15 protein-coding genes are annotated in these 14,765 nt (G+C 69.9%); 8 read left to right on the top strand and 7 right to left on the bottom strand.

Translation table 11 applies throughout. The annotated features are described in order from the left end of the window. Window positions 1-64: 64 nt before the first annotated feature. Window positions 65-1,786 (top strand): aa3-type cytochrome oxidase subunit I, encoded by a 1,722-nt coding sequence (gene ctaD / locus BUB75_RS33790; protein ID WP_073263190.1) that lies wholly within the window; start codon window positions 65-67, stop codon window positions 1,784-1,786. Here the strand turns inward: ctaD and BUB75_RS33795 are convergent. Next, window positions 1,783-3,423 carry an AMP-binding protein gene (locus BUB75_RS33795; RefSeq protein ID WP_073263192.1) on the bottom strand — a complete coding sequence of 547 codons (1,641 nt, stop codon included), beginning with the start codon at window positions 3,421-3,423 and terminating at the stop codon, window positions 1,783-1,785. The genes ctaD and BUB75_RS33795 overlap by 4 nt on opposite strands. A gap of 149 nt (window positions 3,424-3,572) precedes the next feature. Beyond that, window positions 3,573-4,826, bottom strand: a complete 1,254-nt coding sequence (locus BUB75_RS33800) for a lamin tail domain-containing protein (protein WP_073262991.1) — start codon at window positions 4,824-4,826, stop codon at window positions 3,573-3,575. A gap of 311 nt (window positions 4,827-5,137) precedes the next feature. On the opposite strand from BUB75_RS33800, the gene BUB75_RS33805 reads away from it, so the two are divergent. Both BUB75_RS33805 and BUB75_RS33810 read left to right on the top strand, forming a co-directional pair. Then, entirely contained in the window at window positions 5,138-5,854 is a 717-nt protein-coding gene (locus tag BUB75_RS33805) for a TetR/AcrR family transcriptional regulator (RefSeq protein WP_084742049.1), read from the top strand. A 115-nt stretch (window positions 5,855-5,969) separates the two neighbouring features. Beyond that, a complete protein-coding gene (locus tag BUB75_RS33810) occupies window positions 5,970-7,142 on the top strand; it encodes a DMT family transporter (RefSeq protein ID WP_073262995.1) in 1,173 nt (390 codons plus the stop codon). A 33-nt stretch (window positions 7,143-7,175) separates the two neighbouring features. Here BUB75_RS33810 and BUB75_RS33815 read toward each other — a convergent pair whose 3' ends face one another. Beyond that, on the bottom strand, window positions 7,176-7,640 hold the full coding sequence (locus BUB75_RS33815; protein ID WP_073262997.1) for a MarR family winged helix-turn-helix transcriptional regulator: 465 nt from the start codon (window positions 7,638-7,640) through the stop codon (window positions 7,176-7,178). A 92-nt stretch (window positions 7,641-7,732) separates the two neighbouring features. On the opposite strand from BUB75_RS33815, the gene BUB75_RS33820 reads away from it, so the two are divergent. Continuing rightward, on the top strand, window positions 7,733-7,921 hold the full coding sequence (locus tag BUB75_RS33820) for a hypothetical protein (protein WP_073262999.1): 189 nt from the start codon (window positions 7,733-7,735) through the stop codon (window positions 7,919-7,921). 59 nt (window positions 7,922-7,980) lie between these two features. Here the strand turns inward: BUB75_RS33820 and BUB75_RS33825 are convergent, their stop codons facing one another. Then, on the bottom strand, window positions 7,981-9,372 hold the full coding sequence (locus BUB75_RS33825; protein WP_178380050.1) for an MFS transporter: 1,392 nt from the start codon (window positions 9,370-9,372) through the stop codon (window positions 7,981-7,983). A 114-nt stretch (window positions 9,373-9,486) separates the two neighbouring features. Between BUB75_RS33825 and BUB75_RS33830 the strand changes: the two genes are divergently transcribed. Both BUB75_RS33830 and BUB75_RS33835 read left to right on the top strand, forming a co-directional pair. Further along, complete coding sequence (locus tag BUB75_RS33830) at window positions 9,487-10,011, top strand: winged helix-turn-helix transcriptional regulator (RefSeq protein WP_073263001.1); 525 nt, start codon at window positions 9,487-9,489, stop codon at window positions 10,009-10,011. 36 nt (window positions 10,012-10,047) lie between these two features. Then, complete coding sequence (locus tag BUB75_RS33835; protein ID WP_073263003.1) at window positions 10,048-10,794, top strand: SDR family oxidoreductase; 747 nt, start codon at window positions 10,048-10,050, stop codon at window positions 10,792-10,794. Window positions 10,795-10,831: 37 nt separating this feature from the next. On the opposite strand, the gene BUB75_RS33840 is transcribed toward BUB75_RS33835, so the two are convergent. Then, window positions 10,832-12,565 (bottom strand): ABC transporter substrate-binding protein, encoded by a 1,734-nt coding sequence (locus tag BUB75_RS33840; protein ID WP_178380051.1) that lies wholly within the window; start codon window positions 12,563-12,565, stop codon window positions 10,832-10,834. 142 nt (window positions 12,566-12,707) lie between these two features. After that, the gene (locus BUB75_RS33845) at window positions 12,708-13,028 is read right to left on the bottom strand and encodes a hypothetical protein (protein WP_143175583.1); all 321 of its coding nucleotides are present in this window, start codon (window positions 13,026-13,028) and stop codon (window positions 12,708-12,710) included. A 254-nt stretch (window positions 13,029-13,282) separates the two neighbouring features. On the opposite strand from BUB75_RS33845, the gene BUB75_RS48270 reads away from it, so the two are divergent. Together BUB75_RS48270 and BUB75_RS33855 are read left to right on the top strand one after the other, a co-directional pair. Beyond that, window positions 13,283-13,618 carry a methyl-accepting chemotaxis protein gene (locus tag BUB75_RS48270; RefSeq protein ID WP_281248417.1) on the top strand — a complete coding sequence of 112 codons (336 nt, stop codon included), beginning with the start codon at window positions 13,283-13,285 and terminating at the stop codon, window positions 13,616-13,618. 113 nt (window positions 13,619-13,731) lie between these two features. Then, the gene (locus BUB75_RS33855) at window positions 13,732-14,232 is read left to right on the top strand and encodes a hypothetical protein (protein WP_143175584.1); all 501 of its coding nucleotides are present in this window, start codon (window positions 13,732-13,734) and stop codon (window positions 14,230-14,232) included. A gap of 35 nt (window positions 14,233-14,267) precedes the next feature. On the opposite strand, the gene BUB75_RS33860 is transcribed toward BUB75_RS33855, so the two are convergent. Then, window positions 14,268-14,756, bottom strand: coding sequence for a hypothetical protein (locus BUB75_RS33860; protein ID WP_143175585.1), 489 nt, complete (start codon window positions 14,754-14,756; stop codon window positions 14,268-14,270). Window positions 14,757-14,765: the final 9 nt, after the last annotated feature.

The following is a 14,765-nucleotide window of genomic DNA, read 5'->3' on the forward strand; positions in this document are numbered from 1 at the left end:
CCCCGACGCCGGGCGCGATCTGCTGAGCTGTGGGGTGACGAGCCGATCCCCAGGAGTGTCGACGATGACCACCGAGGCGGAGCGCACCACAGAACAGCAGCCGGTGCCGGAACCGATCGTGGTCCGGCCGTGGCCGGTGCGGGAAGTGGTCAGGGGCAATGCGCTGGGCCGGATCATCCGGACCACGGACGCCAAGTCGATCGGCATCATGTATCTGATCGCCTCGTTCTTCTATTTCGCGGCGGCCGGGATCATGGCGCTGCTGATGCGTGCCGAGCTGGCGCGTCCGGGGCTGCAGTTCCTCTCGAACGAGCAGTACAACCAGCTTTTCACGATGCACGGCTCGATCATGCTGCTGCTGTTCGGGACGCCCCTCGGGTTCGCGTTCGCCAATTTCCTGGTACCGCTGCAGATCGGCGCCCCGGACGTCTCATTCCCCCGGCTCAACGCGTTCGCGTTCTGGGCATTCGCGTTCGGTGGCCTGCTCGTGCTGTCCGGGTTCATCGTCCCGGGCGGTGCCGCGGACTTCGGCTGGTTCGCCTACGCGCCGCTGAACTCGCAGATCAACTCGCCGGGTGCGGGAACCGACCTGTGGATCGCCGGATTCATCCTCTCCGGTCTCGGCACGATCCTCGGCGCGGTGAACATCGTGACGACGATCCTGACCATGCGAGCGCCCGGCATGACGATGTACCGGATGCCGATCTTCACCTGGAACATGCTGATCACGAGCCTGCTCGTGCTGATGGTCTTCCCGATCCTGGCCGCGGCGTTCTTCGCGTTGCTCGCCGACCGGCACCTCGGCGCGCACGTCTACGACTCGGCGACCGGCGGCCCGATCCTCTGGCAGCACCTGTTCTGGTTCTTCGGCCATCCAGAGGTCTACATCCTCGCTTTACCATTCTTCGGCATCATCACCGAGATCATCCCGGTGTTCAGCCGGAAACCGATCTTCGGCTACAAGGGACTCGTCGCCGCCACGCTGATGATCGCGGCGCTGTCGATGACCGTGTGGGCGCACCACATGTTCGTGACCGGCGCGGTGCTGCTGCCGTTCTTCAGCTTCCTGTCGTACTTGATCGCGGTGCCGACCGGCATGAAGTTCTTCAACTGGATCGGCACGATGTGGCGCGGCCAGTTGACGTTCGAAACGCCGATGCTGTTCGCGGTCGGCTTCCTCGTGACGTTCCTCTTCGGTGGCCTGACCGGTGTTCTGCTCGCGTCGCCGCCGGTCGACTTCCATGTCTCCGACACGTACTTCGTCGTCGCGCACTTCCACTACGTGTTGTTCGGGACGATCGTGTTCGCCGCGTTCGGCGGCATCTACTTCTGGTTCCCGAAGATGACCGGGCGAATGCTCGACGAGCGCCTCGGGAAACTGCACTTCTGGCTGACGTTCATCGGCTTCCACACCACGTTCCTGGTGCAGCACTGGCTGGGCAACGAAGGCATGCCCCGCCGCTACGCCGACTACCTGCCGATGGACGGCTGGACGACGCTGAACACGATCTCCACGATCGGCGCGTTCATCCTCGGTATCTCGTCGCTGCCGATCCTGTGGAACCTCTGGAAGTCCTACAAGCTGGGCCGGGTCGTGAACGTCGACGACCCGTGGGGCTACGGCAACTCGCTGGAGTGGGCCACGTCCTGCCCGCCGCCGCGGCACAACTTCGTCAAGCTACCCCGGATCCGGTCGGAGCGCCCGGCGTTCGACGCCGCGTATCCGCACTTGGCCGCGTGGGCCCAGGACGTGGAGGCGCCGGACAAGAAGCCGGTGGAGGCCTAGGCGTTGCGGGCGGCGGCCTCCGCCTCGAGGCCCAGCTCGGAGACGGCGGTCTCGCGCATCTCGACCTTGCGGATCTTGCCGGTCACGGTCATCGGGAAGCTGTCCACCAGCTTCACGTAGCGCGGGATCTTGAAGTGCGCGAGCTTCCCGGTGCAGAACGCGCGCAGCGATTCGGCCGTCAGCGGCTCCGCGCCGGGGCGCAGCCGGACCCACGCCATCAGCTCCTCGCCGTACTTGGCGTCCGGTACCCCGATCACCTGCGCGTCGACGACGTCCGGGTGGGTGTAGAGAAACTCCTCGACCTCGCGCGGGTAGATGTTCTCCCCGCCCCGGATCACCATGTCCTTGATCCGCCCGACGATGTTCACGTACCCGTCGGCGTCCATCGTCGCGAGGTCGCCGGTGTGCATCCAGCGGGCGGCGTCCAGCACCTCGGCGGTCTTCTCCGGTTCGTTCCAGTAGCCGCGCATCACCGAGTAGCCCCGGGTGCAGAACTCGCCGGTCTCGCCGCACGGCACGATCTGCCCGGTCGCCGGGTCGACGATCTTGATCTCCAGGTGCGGGTGGACCCGGCCGACCGTCGACGTCCGGTGATCGAGGCTGTCGTCCGCGCCGGTCTGGGTGGACACCGGCGACGTCTCGGTCATGCCGTAACAGATCGTCACCTCGGTCATCCCCATCTCGGCGACGACCCGCTTCATCACCTCGACCGGGCACGGCGAGCCGGCCATGATGCCGGTGTGCAGGCTGGAGAGGTCGTACTCGGCGAAGTTCGGCAGGCCCAGCTCAGCGATGAACATCGTCGGCACGCCGTAGAGCGACGTGCACCGCTCGTCCTGCACGGCCCGCAGGGTCGCGGCGGGGTCGAACGCCGGTGCCGGGATCACCATCGTCGCGCCGTGTGACGTCGCACCGAGGTTGCCCATGCCCATGCCGAAGCAGTGGTAGTACGGCACCGGGATGCAGACCCGGTCGGCCTCGGTGTAGCCGCAGCCCTCACCGACGAAGAACCCGTTGTTCAGCAGGTTGTGGTGGGTGAGCGTCGCGCCCTTCGGAAAGCCGGTGGTGCCGGACGTGTACTGGATGTTGATCGGATCGTCCGGGTCGAGATCGGTCGGTAGCGCGCTCCGGTCGGCCGCGCGTCCGGTGGCCAGCAGGGCGTCCCACTCGAGGTCGCCGAGGAACAGCGCGGTGGTCAGGTCGGGGCACTCGTCGCGGACCTCGGCGACCATCGCCCGGTAGTCGCTGGTCTTGAACTCGGGCGCCGCGATCAGCACCGAGATCCCGGCCTGCTTCAGGACGTACGCCAGCTCGTGGGCGCGGTAGGCCGGGTTGATGTTGACCAGGATCGCGCCGAGCTTGGCGGTGCCGTACTGGACGAACACCCACTCGGCGCAGTTCGGCGCCCAGATGCCGACCCGGTCGCCCCTCCGGACCCCGAGGTCGTGCAGGCCCAGCGCGCACGCGTCGACCTCGGCGACCAGTTCCCGGTAGGTGAAGCGACGGCCGGTCGCGCACTCGACCAGCGCCTCGTGGTCACCCCGGCCGGCAGCTACCCGGTCGAGGTTGGCGCCGATCGTGTCGCCGAGCAGCGGAACGGTCGCGGTGCCGCTGCGGTAGGACCGTAAGCCTGGCATCGATGCCTCCCCGGTGACCGGCGTCACAGTCGACTCTGTCACCGCGCGGAGAGGGGCGCCACCGGGAACCGGACGTACGACACGCCCGGGACACCAGTGACGCCCATCCGACAGTTAATTGTCGTCGGCCGAATTCGACGACAAATGATTCACCGACCGAAACACACCGTGCGACCCGGACGGACTTCGTCCGCTTTATAGGTGACCTGGTCGATCGTCATTCCTTTGGACGCGACGAGCGTGATCGTGTCGCCATTGTTGCCGAGTGCGAGTGCGCCATCGAGCGTCGCCTGCAGCGTTCCGCCGGCGTCGAGCGAGCCGCTCAGCTCGTACCGCCCCCCTGCGGTGTCCACTAATGCCCATCCGTCCAGCTCGACGGCCGCGGACGAGATGTTCAGCAGCGTCACCGACTCGTGGCCGCGGTCGGTGCCGAGCGGATCCGGCAGGGCCGCGACGATCAGCACGTCGCCGGGCACGCCCGGCTGCGGTCCGGTCGGCACGCCGGGTCGCGCGGGGTCCGGGCTGATCACGAAGTCGTCCGGCCACACGGTCAGCTGCACCCGAGAGCCGGACGCGGTGACGACGTCGTGCAGGTTGCTGCGCTCGGCGGTGGAGAGCAGCAGCACCTCGTCGTCCCGGTTGACCGGATCGGCACGCAGCCAGGCGTCGAACCCGTCGAAGTCCGGGAAGCCGGCCGCCAGGTACGGGACCAGGCGGCGGAACAGCTTCGGCCAGATGGCCAGCGTCTCCAACGAAGCCAGGTCGGTGACGGTCGCTGCTCCGTTCGGGTCCGCGGTCGACGTCGCCCAGATGCCTCTCGACGCGGTCCGCGCCTCGCGGGAGGTCACCGCGAGGTGGGCGCGTAACTCGGCCGGGAGCGTCGCGTAGAACGCCGGGTAGGCGTGACCGTCGGCGAGCAGGCGAGCGTTCACCGACTGATCGAGCTGCGGCGTCTCGAGGAACAACACCGAGCCGTCCACCGGGTCGGCGTCCCCGGCGTAGACGAACCCGATCAGCCGGCCGTTGGCGTCGATGCCGTTGGAGAGGACGTGCCCGCGCACGCTGTCCTGGTCGGCCGAGCGCACCTTGTTCGGCTGGTCGGGGAAGTACTCGACGTTCGTGAAGCCCAGCGCGGCCAGCAGCGCGTCCCTCGCGGCGTTGGCGCCGCCGAGCTCCTGGTGGGTCTCGCCGAAGTGCGTCTCCAGCGCGTCGAGCGCCTCCAACCGGACCGAGATTCCCCTGGCGTTCAGGTCGGGCGCGCGCCCGGAGACGCGCGCCAGTGTCTCGACGAGCGCGGGCGTGTCCGGCCGGAACTTCACGGTGTCGCCGTCCGGCTCGGGGCCCTGGCGCGGGAGGTCCGGATAGCGAATGACAAATGAACCCTTGAGCAACGTGTAGCTCACGAACGACTCCGTTCACGTCGTGATTCCGTCACATCCGCGCTTTCTCGAATTAGCCGGAATCCGGTAGGGTCTTCGTCGGTCGTACCGCGGCCGACGCTCCTAATGCTGCGCCAAGGCGATGAATTCTAGAAAGCGAATCGACCAATTCCGTGCCGACGCCGAACCGAGGCCTGCCCGCCTGCCGGTCGCTCACGGACGTACCACGCAAATCAGTGGTCAGCAGGGGGCACTCCGCCCTACCGTCAGCCGTTGTCCCAGGTAACGGCGGTCATCACGTGGCCGCCCCGACGAATTGAAGGTAGTATCTCCACATGGAGACAATGCCTCCGGTTATCGCCCACCCCCCACTGCCCGCAGTGGCCGACCTTTCCCCGTACGAGCTCGACCTCGCGCCGGCCGCCGGCGCGCTCTCCCGCCGCTCCCGGCGCGACGCCGACCGTGACCGCGCCCGCATCCTGGAGACGGCCCGCGAGGTGTTCGCGGTCTACGGGCTCGACGTCACGCTGGAAGACATCGCGCGCTTCGGCGGGCTGAGCGTCCGCACCGTCCGGCGCGCGTTTCCCAGCCGCGAGCTGCTGGTCGAGACGCTCTTCGACCAGGCGTTGACCGAGCTGGCCGTGGCCGCCGAAGAGGCCGCCGAGCACGCCGACCCGCTGCTGGGCTTCCTCGGTTTTCTCAGCGAGTCCGCGCAGGTGCAGGCCCGCAACTCCGGCCTGCGCATGCTGCTGCAAGGCGAGACGACCGGCCCGCAGGCCGCCGAGACCGCACGCACGCGACTGCTTCCCGGGCTGACCCGGCTGGTCGAACGCGCCCGCGAGTCCGGTGTGGTCCCGAACGAGATGCGCCCGACCGACCTACCGGCGCTGCAGTTCGTGCTGGGCAACATGACCGAGTACGCGGAGAACGTCGAACCCGAGCTCTGGCAGCGCTACCTGGCGATACTGCTCGACGGGCTGCAGATGACGGCTGCCGATTGCGGCCCCGACGCACTGTTGCCACCCGGGCGGCCGGCGCTACCGCCTTCGTAGTACGGCGAGATACCACTCACGGACCACGCCGATGCGTGCATCGCCCCCGTAACGTCTGCTCTGTCAACAGTTTGATCTGTGAGCCGGGGATCGACCACGGACGACGGGGAGCACGGTGGGGACCGTACTGATCGGCATCGCACTCGCGCTGCTGTCCTCCGTCGCCTACGCCGCGGCAGCAGTCGTGCAGGAGCGGCTGGCCGAGCTTCCGGTGCGGCGGCTGGCGATGCACCCCCGGTGGTGGACCGCGACCGCGCTCAACGGCGTCGCGGCGCTGCTGCACTTGGCGGCGCTCCGGGCGGGGCCGCTCTCGCTGATCCAGGCGCTGGGTGTTCTGACGCTTCCGATGGCGGTGCCGCTGGCGGCCATGACGTGGCGTCGCCGGGTGTCGGCCACCGAGTGGAACGGGATCGCGTTCACGCTAGCCGGGCTGGTCGGTCTGGTGCTCCTGATCGGCTCGGCGGGCACCGGGGTCGCGCTGACGATGCCGCAGCTCGTGGTGCTGCTGATCGTGATCGCCGCAGTGCTGGTCGCGCTGGAGGGCGTGAGCCGAATGCCGCGAGCCTCGGTGCTCTGGACGGCTGCGGCAGCCGGGGTCGCGTTCGGCATCTCGTCGGCGCTCAGCCAGACGATCACCGTACGGATCACCGACGACGGTCTGTCCGCTGTGGGCACTCCGCTGGTGGTGACCGCTGGGCTGGCCGTGGCGGTGCTGACCGTGGCCGGGCTGCTGCTCACCCAGCGGTCCTACCGGGACGGACTCGGTGCGCCGCTGGCCGTGAGCACGATCGCGAACCCGGTCGCGGCCGCGGTGGTCGGTATCGTGCTGCTCGGCGACCGGGTCACCGGCGGATACCCGGGGGCGGCGCTCGCGGTGGCGTGCGCGGCCGGAGCGGCGATCGGCGTGACGCTGCTCGCCGGCGCGGCCCAGGACGGCCGCGCCCACCCGCGCACCTCCGTGGCCGCCACCGTCAACGGCCGGCCACCCGGCACGGTCGGCGCACAACCGCCCGGCGCCGTCGGCGCCCAGCCGACGGCCGCCGACCGGCGCCCGCCAGGCGCAACGGACGGCCGACCGTCGGGCGCCGCGGACGGGCGGACGTCCGGTGGCGCGGACGGGCGGACGTCGGGCGCTGCGGACGGAGGGCCGCCGCGCGCCACGGACCGACGGACGTCCGGTGGCGCGGACGGGGGGCCGCCGCGCGGGCGGCCGGCCGAGTCGCCGGGGCAGCCGTCAGTGCAGGATGTGCCGGAGGTCCCGAGCTGCTCCAGCGGCGCGCCTGGCTGACCGCGCCTGAGTGCGCCGCCCCACGGCGGAGCCTCAGACCGGATCGACGGTGCGGGCGGCGGCGATCACTCGGGTCAGGGACGCGTGGAGCTGCTCGAGCTCGGAGATCTCCATGCCGAGCCGCGCCACCACGGCCGGCGGAATGCGCTCGGCCTGCGTCCGGAGCGCGACGCCCGCCTCGGTCAGCGTGACCGCGAGCATCCGTTCGTCCCGGTGGTCGCGCTCGCGGCGGACGAGACCCGCCGCCTCCAACCTTTTGAGCAGCGGCGACAGCGTCCCGGGGTCGAGCTGCAGCACCTCGCTCAGCTCCCGGCCGGAGCGTGGCGCGCGCTCCCAGAGCGCGAGCAGGACCAGGTACTGGGGGTGGGTCAGGCCCAGCGGGTCGAGCAGCGGCCGGTAGATCGCGTTGACGCTCCGCGAGGCGACCGCCAGCGCGAAACACACCTGGCGATCGAGCGCGAGCGGATCCTCCGCAGGGACGACGTCGGGGGCAGCCATGCAACCATCCTGCCACGAAATAGTTGCCGCACCAATCCTTGGCGTACCAATAATTGGCGTACACTCGGAGCGTGGAGCCGGAGGAGGTACCCGTGAACAGGCAGCACGACGCAGCCCGTGACGTCGAGCCGAAGCGCAAGCGGCGGCGCGGCGAGTGGTGGTTCCAGATCTTCGGTCCCCCGACGGTCTCCAACGCGATCCAGGGCCACAGCGCGGAGGCGCGTGCCGCCTGGAAGCGCCGCGTCGCCGAAGAGCGCGCCGCCCGCCGCCGCAAGCCCTGACGCGCCGGATTCGAGCCCGAACCCGGCGCGGCCACGCCGCGTCAGACCGCCCGGGAGCGTCAGGCCGCGTCGGGCACCGGGATACGAGCCCGGGCGGCCAGCGGCGCGAGCGCCACGGCGGCGACCAGGCACAGCAGCGCTCCGACCGCGAGCGCCTCACCGGCGTCCGCCGGCGCGAGTGACGCGGTCACCGCGACGCCGAGCGCGGACCCCACGTACCGGGCGGTGTTGTTGGCGCCCGACCCCATCGCGACGCGATCCGGCGGCACGGTGCCGACCGCGAGCCGCGGCAGCGTCGCGTTGATCAGCCCGCTGCCGAGGCCGGCGACGATCATGCCGGGGAACAGCCACCCCCACGCGTCGCCGACCGCCAACAGCGACACCCCGCACCCGACCGCCGAGAGCACGAACCCCAGGCCCAGTTCCACGCCGCCGTGGGCGCTCGACCGCATCCGCCGCGCGGCGAGCCCCACCAGGAACATCGTGAACGCCCAGGCGAACGCGAGTACTGCGGTCTGCGTCGGGGTCCACCCGCTCCCCCGCTGTAGCGCGGTCGGCAGGAACGTCATCGGGCCGATCACCGCGATGCCGGTGCTGGCGGCGCCGAGCGTCGCCAGGAGGAACGGCGTCCGCCGGAACAGTCCCAGGTCGATCATCGGCTCCGCGGCCCGTGCCTCCCGCAATGCGAACAGCCCGAACAACACCAGCGCCAGCACCAACGGCAGCACGGTCGGCGTCCGTAGCCAGCCGGTGCGACCGTTGGTCGCGCCGACCAGCACCGCGACCAGCCCGGCGGCGAGCAGCACGACCCCGGGAAGGTCCAGCCTGCGGGCCTGCGCCGCCCGGGACTCCCGCAGTATCGGCAGGGCCACGACCGCCAGCCCCAGGGCGAGCAGGCTCGCGACCCAGTAGAACGTCCGCCAGCTGCCGACGTGACCACCCGCGATGGCCAGCAACGGGCCGATCGAGATCCCCAGACCGATCATCGATCCCCAGGTCGCGGCCGCCCGGATCCGGTGTGGCCCGGCCGGGAACGCGGCGGCGACCAACCCGAGCCCGGCTGCGAGGATCGCCGCACCGGCGATGCCCTGCACGACCCGTGCCCCGACGAACACCCAGGCCGACGTCGAGACCGCGCTCGCCGCCATGCTCAGCGCGAGGCCGACCACCCCGCCGAGAAACACCCGGCGCCGCCCGTAGTCGTCGGCGACGCTTCCCGCGCTCAACAGCAGCACGGCGAGCCCGAACGTGATGCCGTTGAGCACCCAGACCTGCGCGGTCGCCGACGCGTGCAGGTCGGAGGCGAGCACCGTGAGGACGGCGACCGGCGCGGTGTAGTCCGCGAGCGTGACCAGCGTCGCCGCGCACACCACCGCGAGGATCAACTGTTCACGCCTGCCCGGCGGTGCCTCCGTGTCTTTTGTTACGGCTGATCCCACGGTGCTGGCCACGGCGACTCCCTCTCGAATCGGGGTTCGGCGCGAACCGTACCGCACTCGGTTCAATGAATGAACTGATTTGAGCAGCACGGTTCGGTGGCTGAACCATCCCGCTAGGATGTGGGAGTGGGACTCGGTAAGGACTACGCGGGCCAGAACTGCGCGTTCGCGCGGGCGCTGGAGATACTCGGCGAACGCTGGACGCTCCTCGTCATCCGCGACGCGTTCTTCGGTGTCCGCCGGTTCGGCGATTTCCTCGTCCACCTCGACGTCCCCCGGGCGGTGCTGTCCGACCGGCTGGAGACGCTGGTCCGCACCGGCGTCCTGCGCCGACAGCGCTATCAGGACTCCCCGCCGCGCGACGAATACCTGCTCACCGAGGCCGGTATCGAGCTCTGGCCGCCGCTGTTCCAGCTGACCGCCTGGGGAACGCGGCACCTCGCGACCGGCCCGTCGATGCGGATCTTCCTGCATGCGGGCTGCGGCGGCACGCTCGCCGGGCCCGCCGTGTGCACTGCATGCAACACGCTCGTCGCCGCCGAAGACACCGAGTTCGAACCCGGCCCCGGCTCCGAGTTCCTCCGCAGCGACCGGGTGAGCGTCGCGCTCCGCCAACGGCATCGCCTGTTGCAGCCCCTGGAACTCGGATAGCGCCGCGCACTGGGCTAGCCGGACGTACAGTGCGGCATGGCTTCAGAGCGCGGCGGGGTACACCTGGACTTCACCGGCCGGACCGTGCTGGTCACCGGTGGCACCAAGGGCATCGGACGGGTCATCGCCGAGACGTTCGGCCGGGCGGGCGCCGACGTGGTGGTCTGTGCGCGGAGCGAACCGGAGCAACCACCCCCGGGGCTGTTCGTCCAGACCGACGTCCGCGACCCGGCGGCCTGCCGGGCGCTGGTCGACGCCGCGGTCGAGCGGTTCGGGCGGCTCGACGTCCTGGTCAACAACGCCGGCGGCTCCCCCGACGCGGACGCGGCAACGGTGTCGCCGCGGTTCGTCGAGAAGATCGTCGCGCTCAACCTGCTCGCGCCGTTCTACGTCGCGCAGGCCGCCAACGACGTGATGCGGACCCAGGACGGCGGCGGGTCGATCGTCAACATCGGCAGTGTTTCGGCAATCGACCCGCAGCCCGGCACCGCGGCGTACTCGGCCGCGAAGGCCGGGTTACGGACGCTCACCCGCGCGCTGGCGCTGGAATGGGGCCCGACCGTCCGGGTCAACCACATCACGGCCGGGCTGATCCGCACCGAGACGACCGACTACACCGAGCAGACCGCCGGCCTGATCCCGCTCGGCCGGCTCGCGACGCCGGAGGACGTGGCCAACGCGTGTGCCTATCTGGCCAGCGATCTGGCCGGCTACGTCACCGGGGCCGACCTGGCCGTGCACGGCGGGGGCGAGGTCCCCGCGCGGTACGTCGTGAACCCCTGACGGCTCGCCGCCCCTCGAGGGGCGGCGAGCCGGGGTGTCACTTCACGTACAGGTTGTTCAGGCCCGAGTTGCCGTACGGCGCGCTCAGATAGATGCCGCCGATCCGCGAGCCGTACATCGTCGTCTGTTTGTCGTAGAGCGCCGGGGCGATCGGGACGACCCTGGTCATGATGTCCTTGTCCAGCGCCGCCCACCGCTTGTCGGCCTCGGTGAGGTCGGACAGCGCCAGGATGTCGTCCATCTCCTTGTTGGCCTTGGCGTCGTCCATGTAGCTGAGGTTCTGGTTGCCGGTCGGCGTGATCTGGTCACCGTCGAACTGCGGCGGAATCGTCGTGCCGCCACCCGGCCAGTCCGCGCCCCAACCCCGCAGGTAGACGTCGAACGCGTTGTCCTTACGTCCGAGCACCGTGTAGTACTGGTCCTCGTCGACCGGCTGAATGTTCAGGTCGAACCCGGCTTCCTTCATGCTGCTGCGCAGGAACGCCGCGACGGCCTGATTCCGCTCGGTGTTCCGGTAGGCGTAGACCAGCGGCACCCGCTTGCCGCCGAGCAGCTCCTTGGCCTTCTCCGGGTCGCCGTTCTTGCCGCCGTCGTAGAGGTTGTAGTCCTGATACCCGGACGTCGTCGGCGACAGGATCGTCGTCGCCGGGATACCGGAGTACGAACCCCAGACCTTGAGCAGGCCCTCGCGGTCGAGCGCGTAGTTGAACGCCTTCCGGACGTTGATGTCCTTCACCCGGTGCAGGTTGAAGTTGAACGCCCAGACGAACTGCGTCGGACCGGTGAGGATGCGCTTCTTCGCGTCGGGGTTCGCGATCACCTTCGGGTAGACGCTGGCCGGGATCTGGAGGTCCTGGAACGTCAGCGCGGTCTGCGCGGCGCCCTGGTCGGCCAGCAGCAGCTCGCTGGCCTGCGCATCGGTGCGGGTGAATTCGATGACGTACTTGTCCGGGTAGTCGTGCCGGACGGGGTCGGTGTTCGGATCCCAGTGCTCGTTCCGGACCAGCGTCATCTGCTGGGTGCGCCGGTACGTCTCGATCTTGTACGGCCCGGACGAGAACGGCCGGTTGTCGTACTGCGTCTTGGTGTCCCGCTTCTCCGGAACCGGAGAGGTCGTCACCATCGCCGCGGCGAACGGAACGTCCGCGTGCGGTGAGGGGAAGTTGAAGATGATCGTCTTGTCGTCCGGCACCGAGACGTTCGGCGGGATCTTCGCGCCACCGTCGTACGGGCCCTTGTACTTCGCGTTGTAGTCCGAGCTGCCCGCCAGCCAGCTCTGGAAGTACTTCGGCCCCTCGGTGAGGTCGGGGCTGAACGACCGGGCGATGCCGTACGCGACGTCCTGGGCCGTGATCGGCGAGCCGTCCTCGTACTTCAGGCCGTCCTTCAGCGTGTACTTCCAGGTCTTACCGCCGTTGGACTCCTCGCCGGTGTTCGTGGCGAGGTCACCGACGACCTCCAGCTTGCCGTCACCGTTCTCCCGGAACGTCGTCAGCGTCCGGTAGATCAGGTTCGTACCGGTGGTCGTCGAGGGGATCACGTAGTTCTGCTGCGGATCGAGGTGCTCGAAGTCGGCGCTGGTGTAGATCGTGACGGTGCCGCCCTTCTGGGCGCCCTTCACCTCGGGAGCAGGGCCGTCGGAATTCTCCGCGAGCACCGCGGTCTGGGTCGAGGCTTCCTGCTGGTCGCCCTCGTCGTTCTGGCCGGTGTTCTCGGTGCAGCCGGCGGCTACGAGAGCTAACGCCACCACACCGACGGAGAAAAGCCTCATCGGTCGTCGCATACCTGCGCGTCTCCTTCCCCGTTAGGCACGACGTCGGACGCGTCGGGGGTTACGGAAGACGATCAGTTGAACACAAGGCGCAACGGCGAATCGGGCGAATAGATATCGATCAGGTAACCTCAGCCGCGGCCTAAGTCGAGGCGGACGCGGCCGCCCGGTGCGGCATCGCCGCGCAGGCGCACTCCGGCACGGTGTACCGGATCCGGACGAGCTCGACGCCGCCGAGCGTCACCGCGGCCTCGTAGACGTGGAATCCGCAGAACTCGTCGGTGGTCAGGTAGTGCGTCACGAGGTCGGCGTGTGCGGGGGGCCTGCCGTCGGCGGTGCGCACTTCCAGTTCCCGCAGCCCACACTGGTGAACGGCGGCGAGGGCGGCGGGGAGCTGGTCCGCCGCAACGACCCAGCGGGGTTGCTGATCGGCCCGGTAGAGCAGGTACAAAACGTCAGGCATGGTGACCTTCTTCGGTTCGTGCGGCGCGGCTCCCGGTGCCTCTCTGCCGTACACGCAGCGCGACGGTCCCCTGTTCAGCCGGATGCGAACTCTTTCACCCCGTGCGCCCCATCGTCCCCACAAATCCCAGCGGTTCATCCCTGCCGCCGCCGACGGCCGCGACGGCGTGTGATCGGGGCAACAACCGCTCAGGGCGGCCGTCTCCCGGCCGACAGGGTCCGACGGTGAGGGGTTCGAGCGAAGGAGTGGGGCCGGTGCACGCGAACGACACGGCGAGCGACGCGGTGCGCGAGTCCGCAGCGGCGATGCGCGCGCTGGTGGAAGCGAGCGCCGACATCGAGGCGTTCGTGACGCTGCTGGCGTCGGTCGCCGAACAGACCAAGCTGCTCGCGCTGAATGCCTCGGTCGAGGCCGCTCGCGCCGGGGCCGCCGGACGGGGGTTCGCGGTCGTCGCGACCGAGGTGAAAGAGCTGGCGAACCGGACGGCGGACGGCAGCGCGTCGATCCGGCGCTGCGTCGACACGCTCCGCGACCGCGGCCGCGAGGCGGAGGCCGCGCTGAACCGACTGGCCGGTGGTCCTCTCCCCTAGCGGCGCGCCGACCTGTTTCCCGAGCGTTTCCGAAAAGGGAAACGGGGGCGAAAGGGCTCGAAGTCTTTCCTCAGTGTGTCGGCCGAACGGATCGGCCAGTGAGGAGAGACATCATGCGTATTCGAAGGGGGCTCGCAGTGACCGCACTGACCCTGGGACTGGTGGGCTTCGGCAGCGCCGCCTCCGCGACCGAGCCGCCCACGTCGGACGAGCGCCGCGCCGCGGTCTCGTCGGGCGACGGTGAACGGGGCCAGCAGGGTGCGCGGCAGGTGACCTCGCAGCGCGGCACACCGCCCGAGCTGATCCGCTGTCTCCGGTCGCACGGCGTCCGGGTCGTGCAGTCGAGCGGTCCGGGCCAGTCGGCGATCGTGTTCCAGCCGGAGAGCGCCGAGAAGCGCCGGAAGGTGACCCGGGCCTGCGGGCCGGCCGCCAAGCCGGACGTGAAGCGCGCCGCCAAGGCCCGGAAGTTCGTGAAGTGCGTCCGCCAGAACGGCGTGCCGGAGCTGCCCTCGCCGGGACCGGACGGCCTCATCCGGGTGTCCGCGCAGTCCGACGTCGACGCCGGTGACCGTTCGCTCGTCGTCGCTCAGGAGCGCTGCGCCCGGGTGGCCTGATCCCCGAACGTCGCCCCGCCGGTCGTCGGTGGAACTCAGCGACGGCCGGCGGGCTCATCGGGAGCCGCGGCGATCTCGTCGGCATCGGTTTGTTCGACGATCAGCGTCCGTCCGATGCCGACGATCCAGAGCACCGTGAACGCGATCACGGTCGGGTTCTTCACTGCGACCATCGTCGCGGTGACGACGTCCCGCGCGCCGTCCGGCACCCAGGCGGCAACGGCCGCGTTCGGCAGGACGTCGCAGACCACGAACGCGGCGCCGAGGACGATCCACTGGAACCAGAAGGCCCCGCGCCGGGCGTCGATAGCCGTCGACAACCGTCGCAGGGCCGCCCGCCCGCCGAGGCCGTGCTCGCCGGTGAGTTCGCGGGCCAGCAGCCGCACGACGAGCACCACCAGCAGCACCCGAACGCCGGCGACCAGGATCTCGCTGCCGACCGCGACCGCGGCCGGCACGTCGTAGTGCACGACCAGGAACCGCTGCACGGTCGGGACCAGCGACAACCCGAGGACGAGCGGCACGTGCCGACC

This window comes from Cryptosporangium aurantiacum (assembly GCF_900143005.1).
Classification (GTDB): Bacteria; Actinomycetota; Actinomycetes; order Mycobacteriales; family Cryptosporangiaceae; genus Cryptosporangium; species Cryptosporangium aurantiacum.

Excerpts from the sequence above, each read along its gene's own strand:
- BUB75_RS33835 (WP_073263003.1), top strand. The coding sequence starts at position 10,048 with ATGGCTTCAGAGCGCGGCGGGGTACACCTGGACTTCACCGGCCGGACC.
- BUB75_RS33855 (WP_143175584.1), top strand. The coding sequence starts at position 13,732 with ATGCGTATTCGAAGGGGGCTCGCAGTGACCGCACTGACCCTGGGACTG.
- ctaD (WP_073263190.1), top strand. The coding sequence starts at position 65 with ATGACCACCGAGGCGGAGCGCACCACAGAACAGCAGCCGGTGCCGGAA.
- BUB75_RS33795 (WP_073263192.1), bottom strand. The coding sequence starts at position 3,423 with ATGCCAGGCTTACGGTCCTACCGCAGCGGCACCGCGACCGTTCCGCTG.
- BUB75_RS33845 (WP_143175583.1), bottom strand. The coding sequence starts at position 13,028 with ATGCCTGACGTTTTGTACCTGCTCTACCGGGCCGATCAGCAACCCCGC.
- BUB75_RS33840 (WP_178380051.1), bottom strand. The coding sequence starts at position 12,565 with ATGAGGCTTTTCTCCGTCGGTGTGGTGGCGTTAGCTCTCGTAGCCGCC.
- BUB75_RS33805 (WP_084742049.1), top strand. The coding sequence starts at position 5,138 with ATGGAGACAATGCCTCCGGTTATCGCCCACCCCCCACTGCCCGCAGTG.
- BUB75_RS33815 (WP_073262997.1), bottom strand. The coding sequence starts at position 7,640 with ATGGCTGCCCCCGACGTCGTCCCTGCGGAGGATCCGCTCGCGCTCGAT.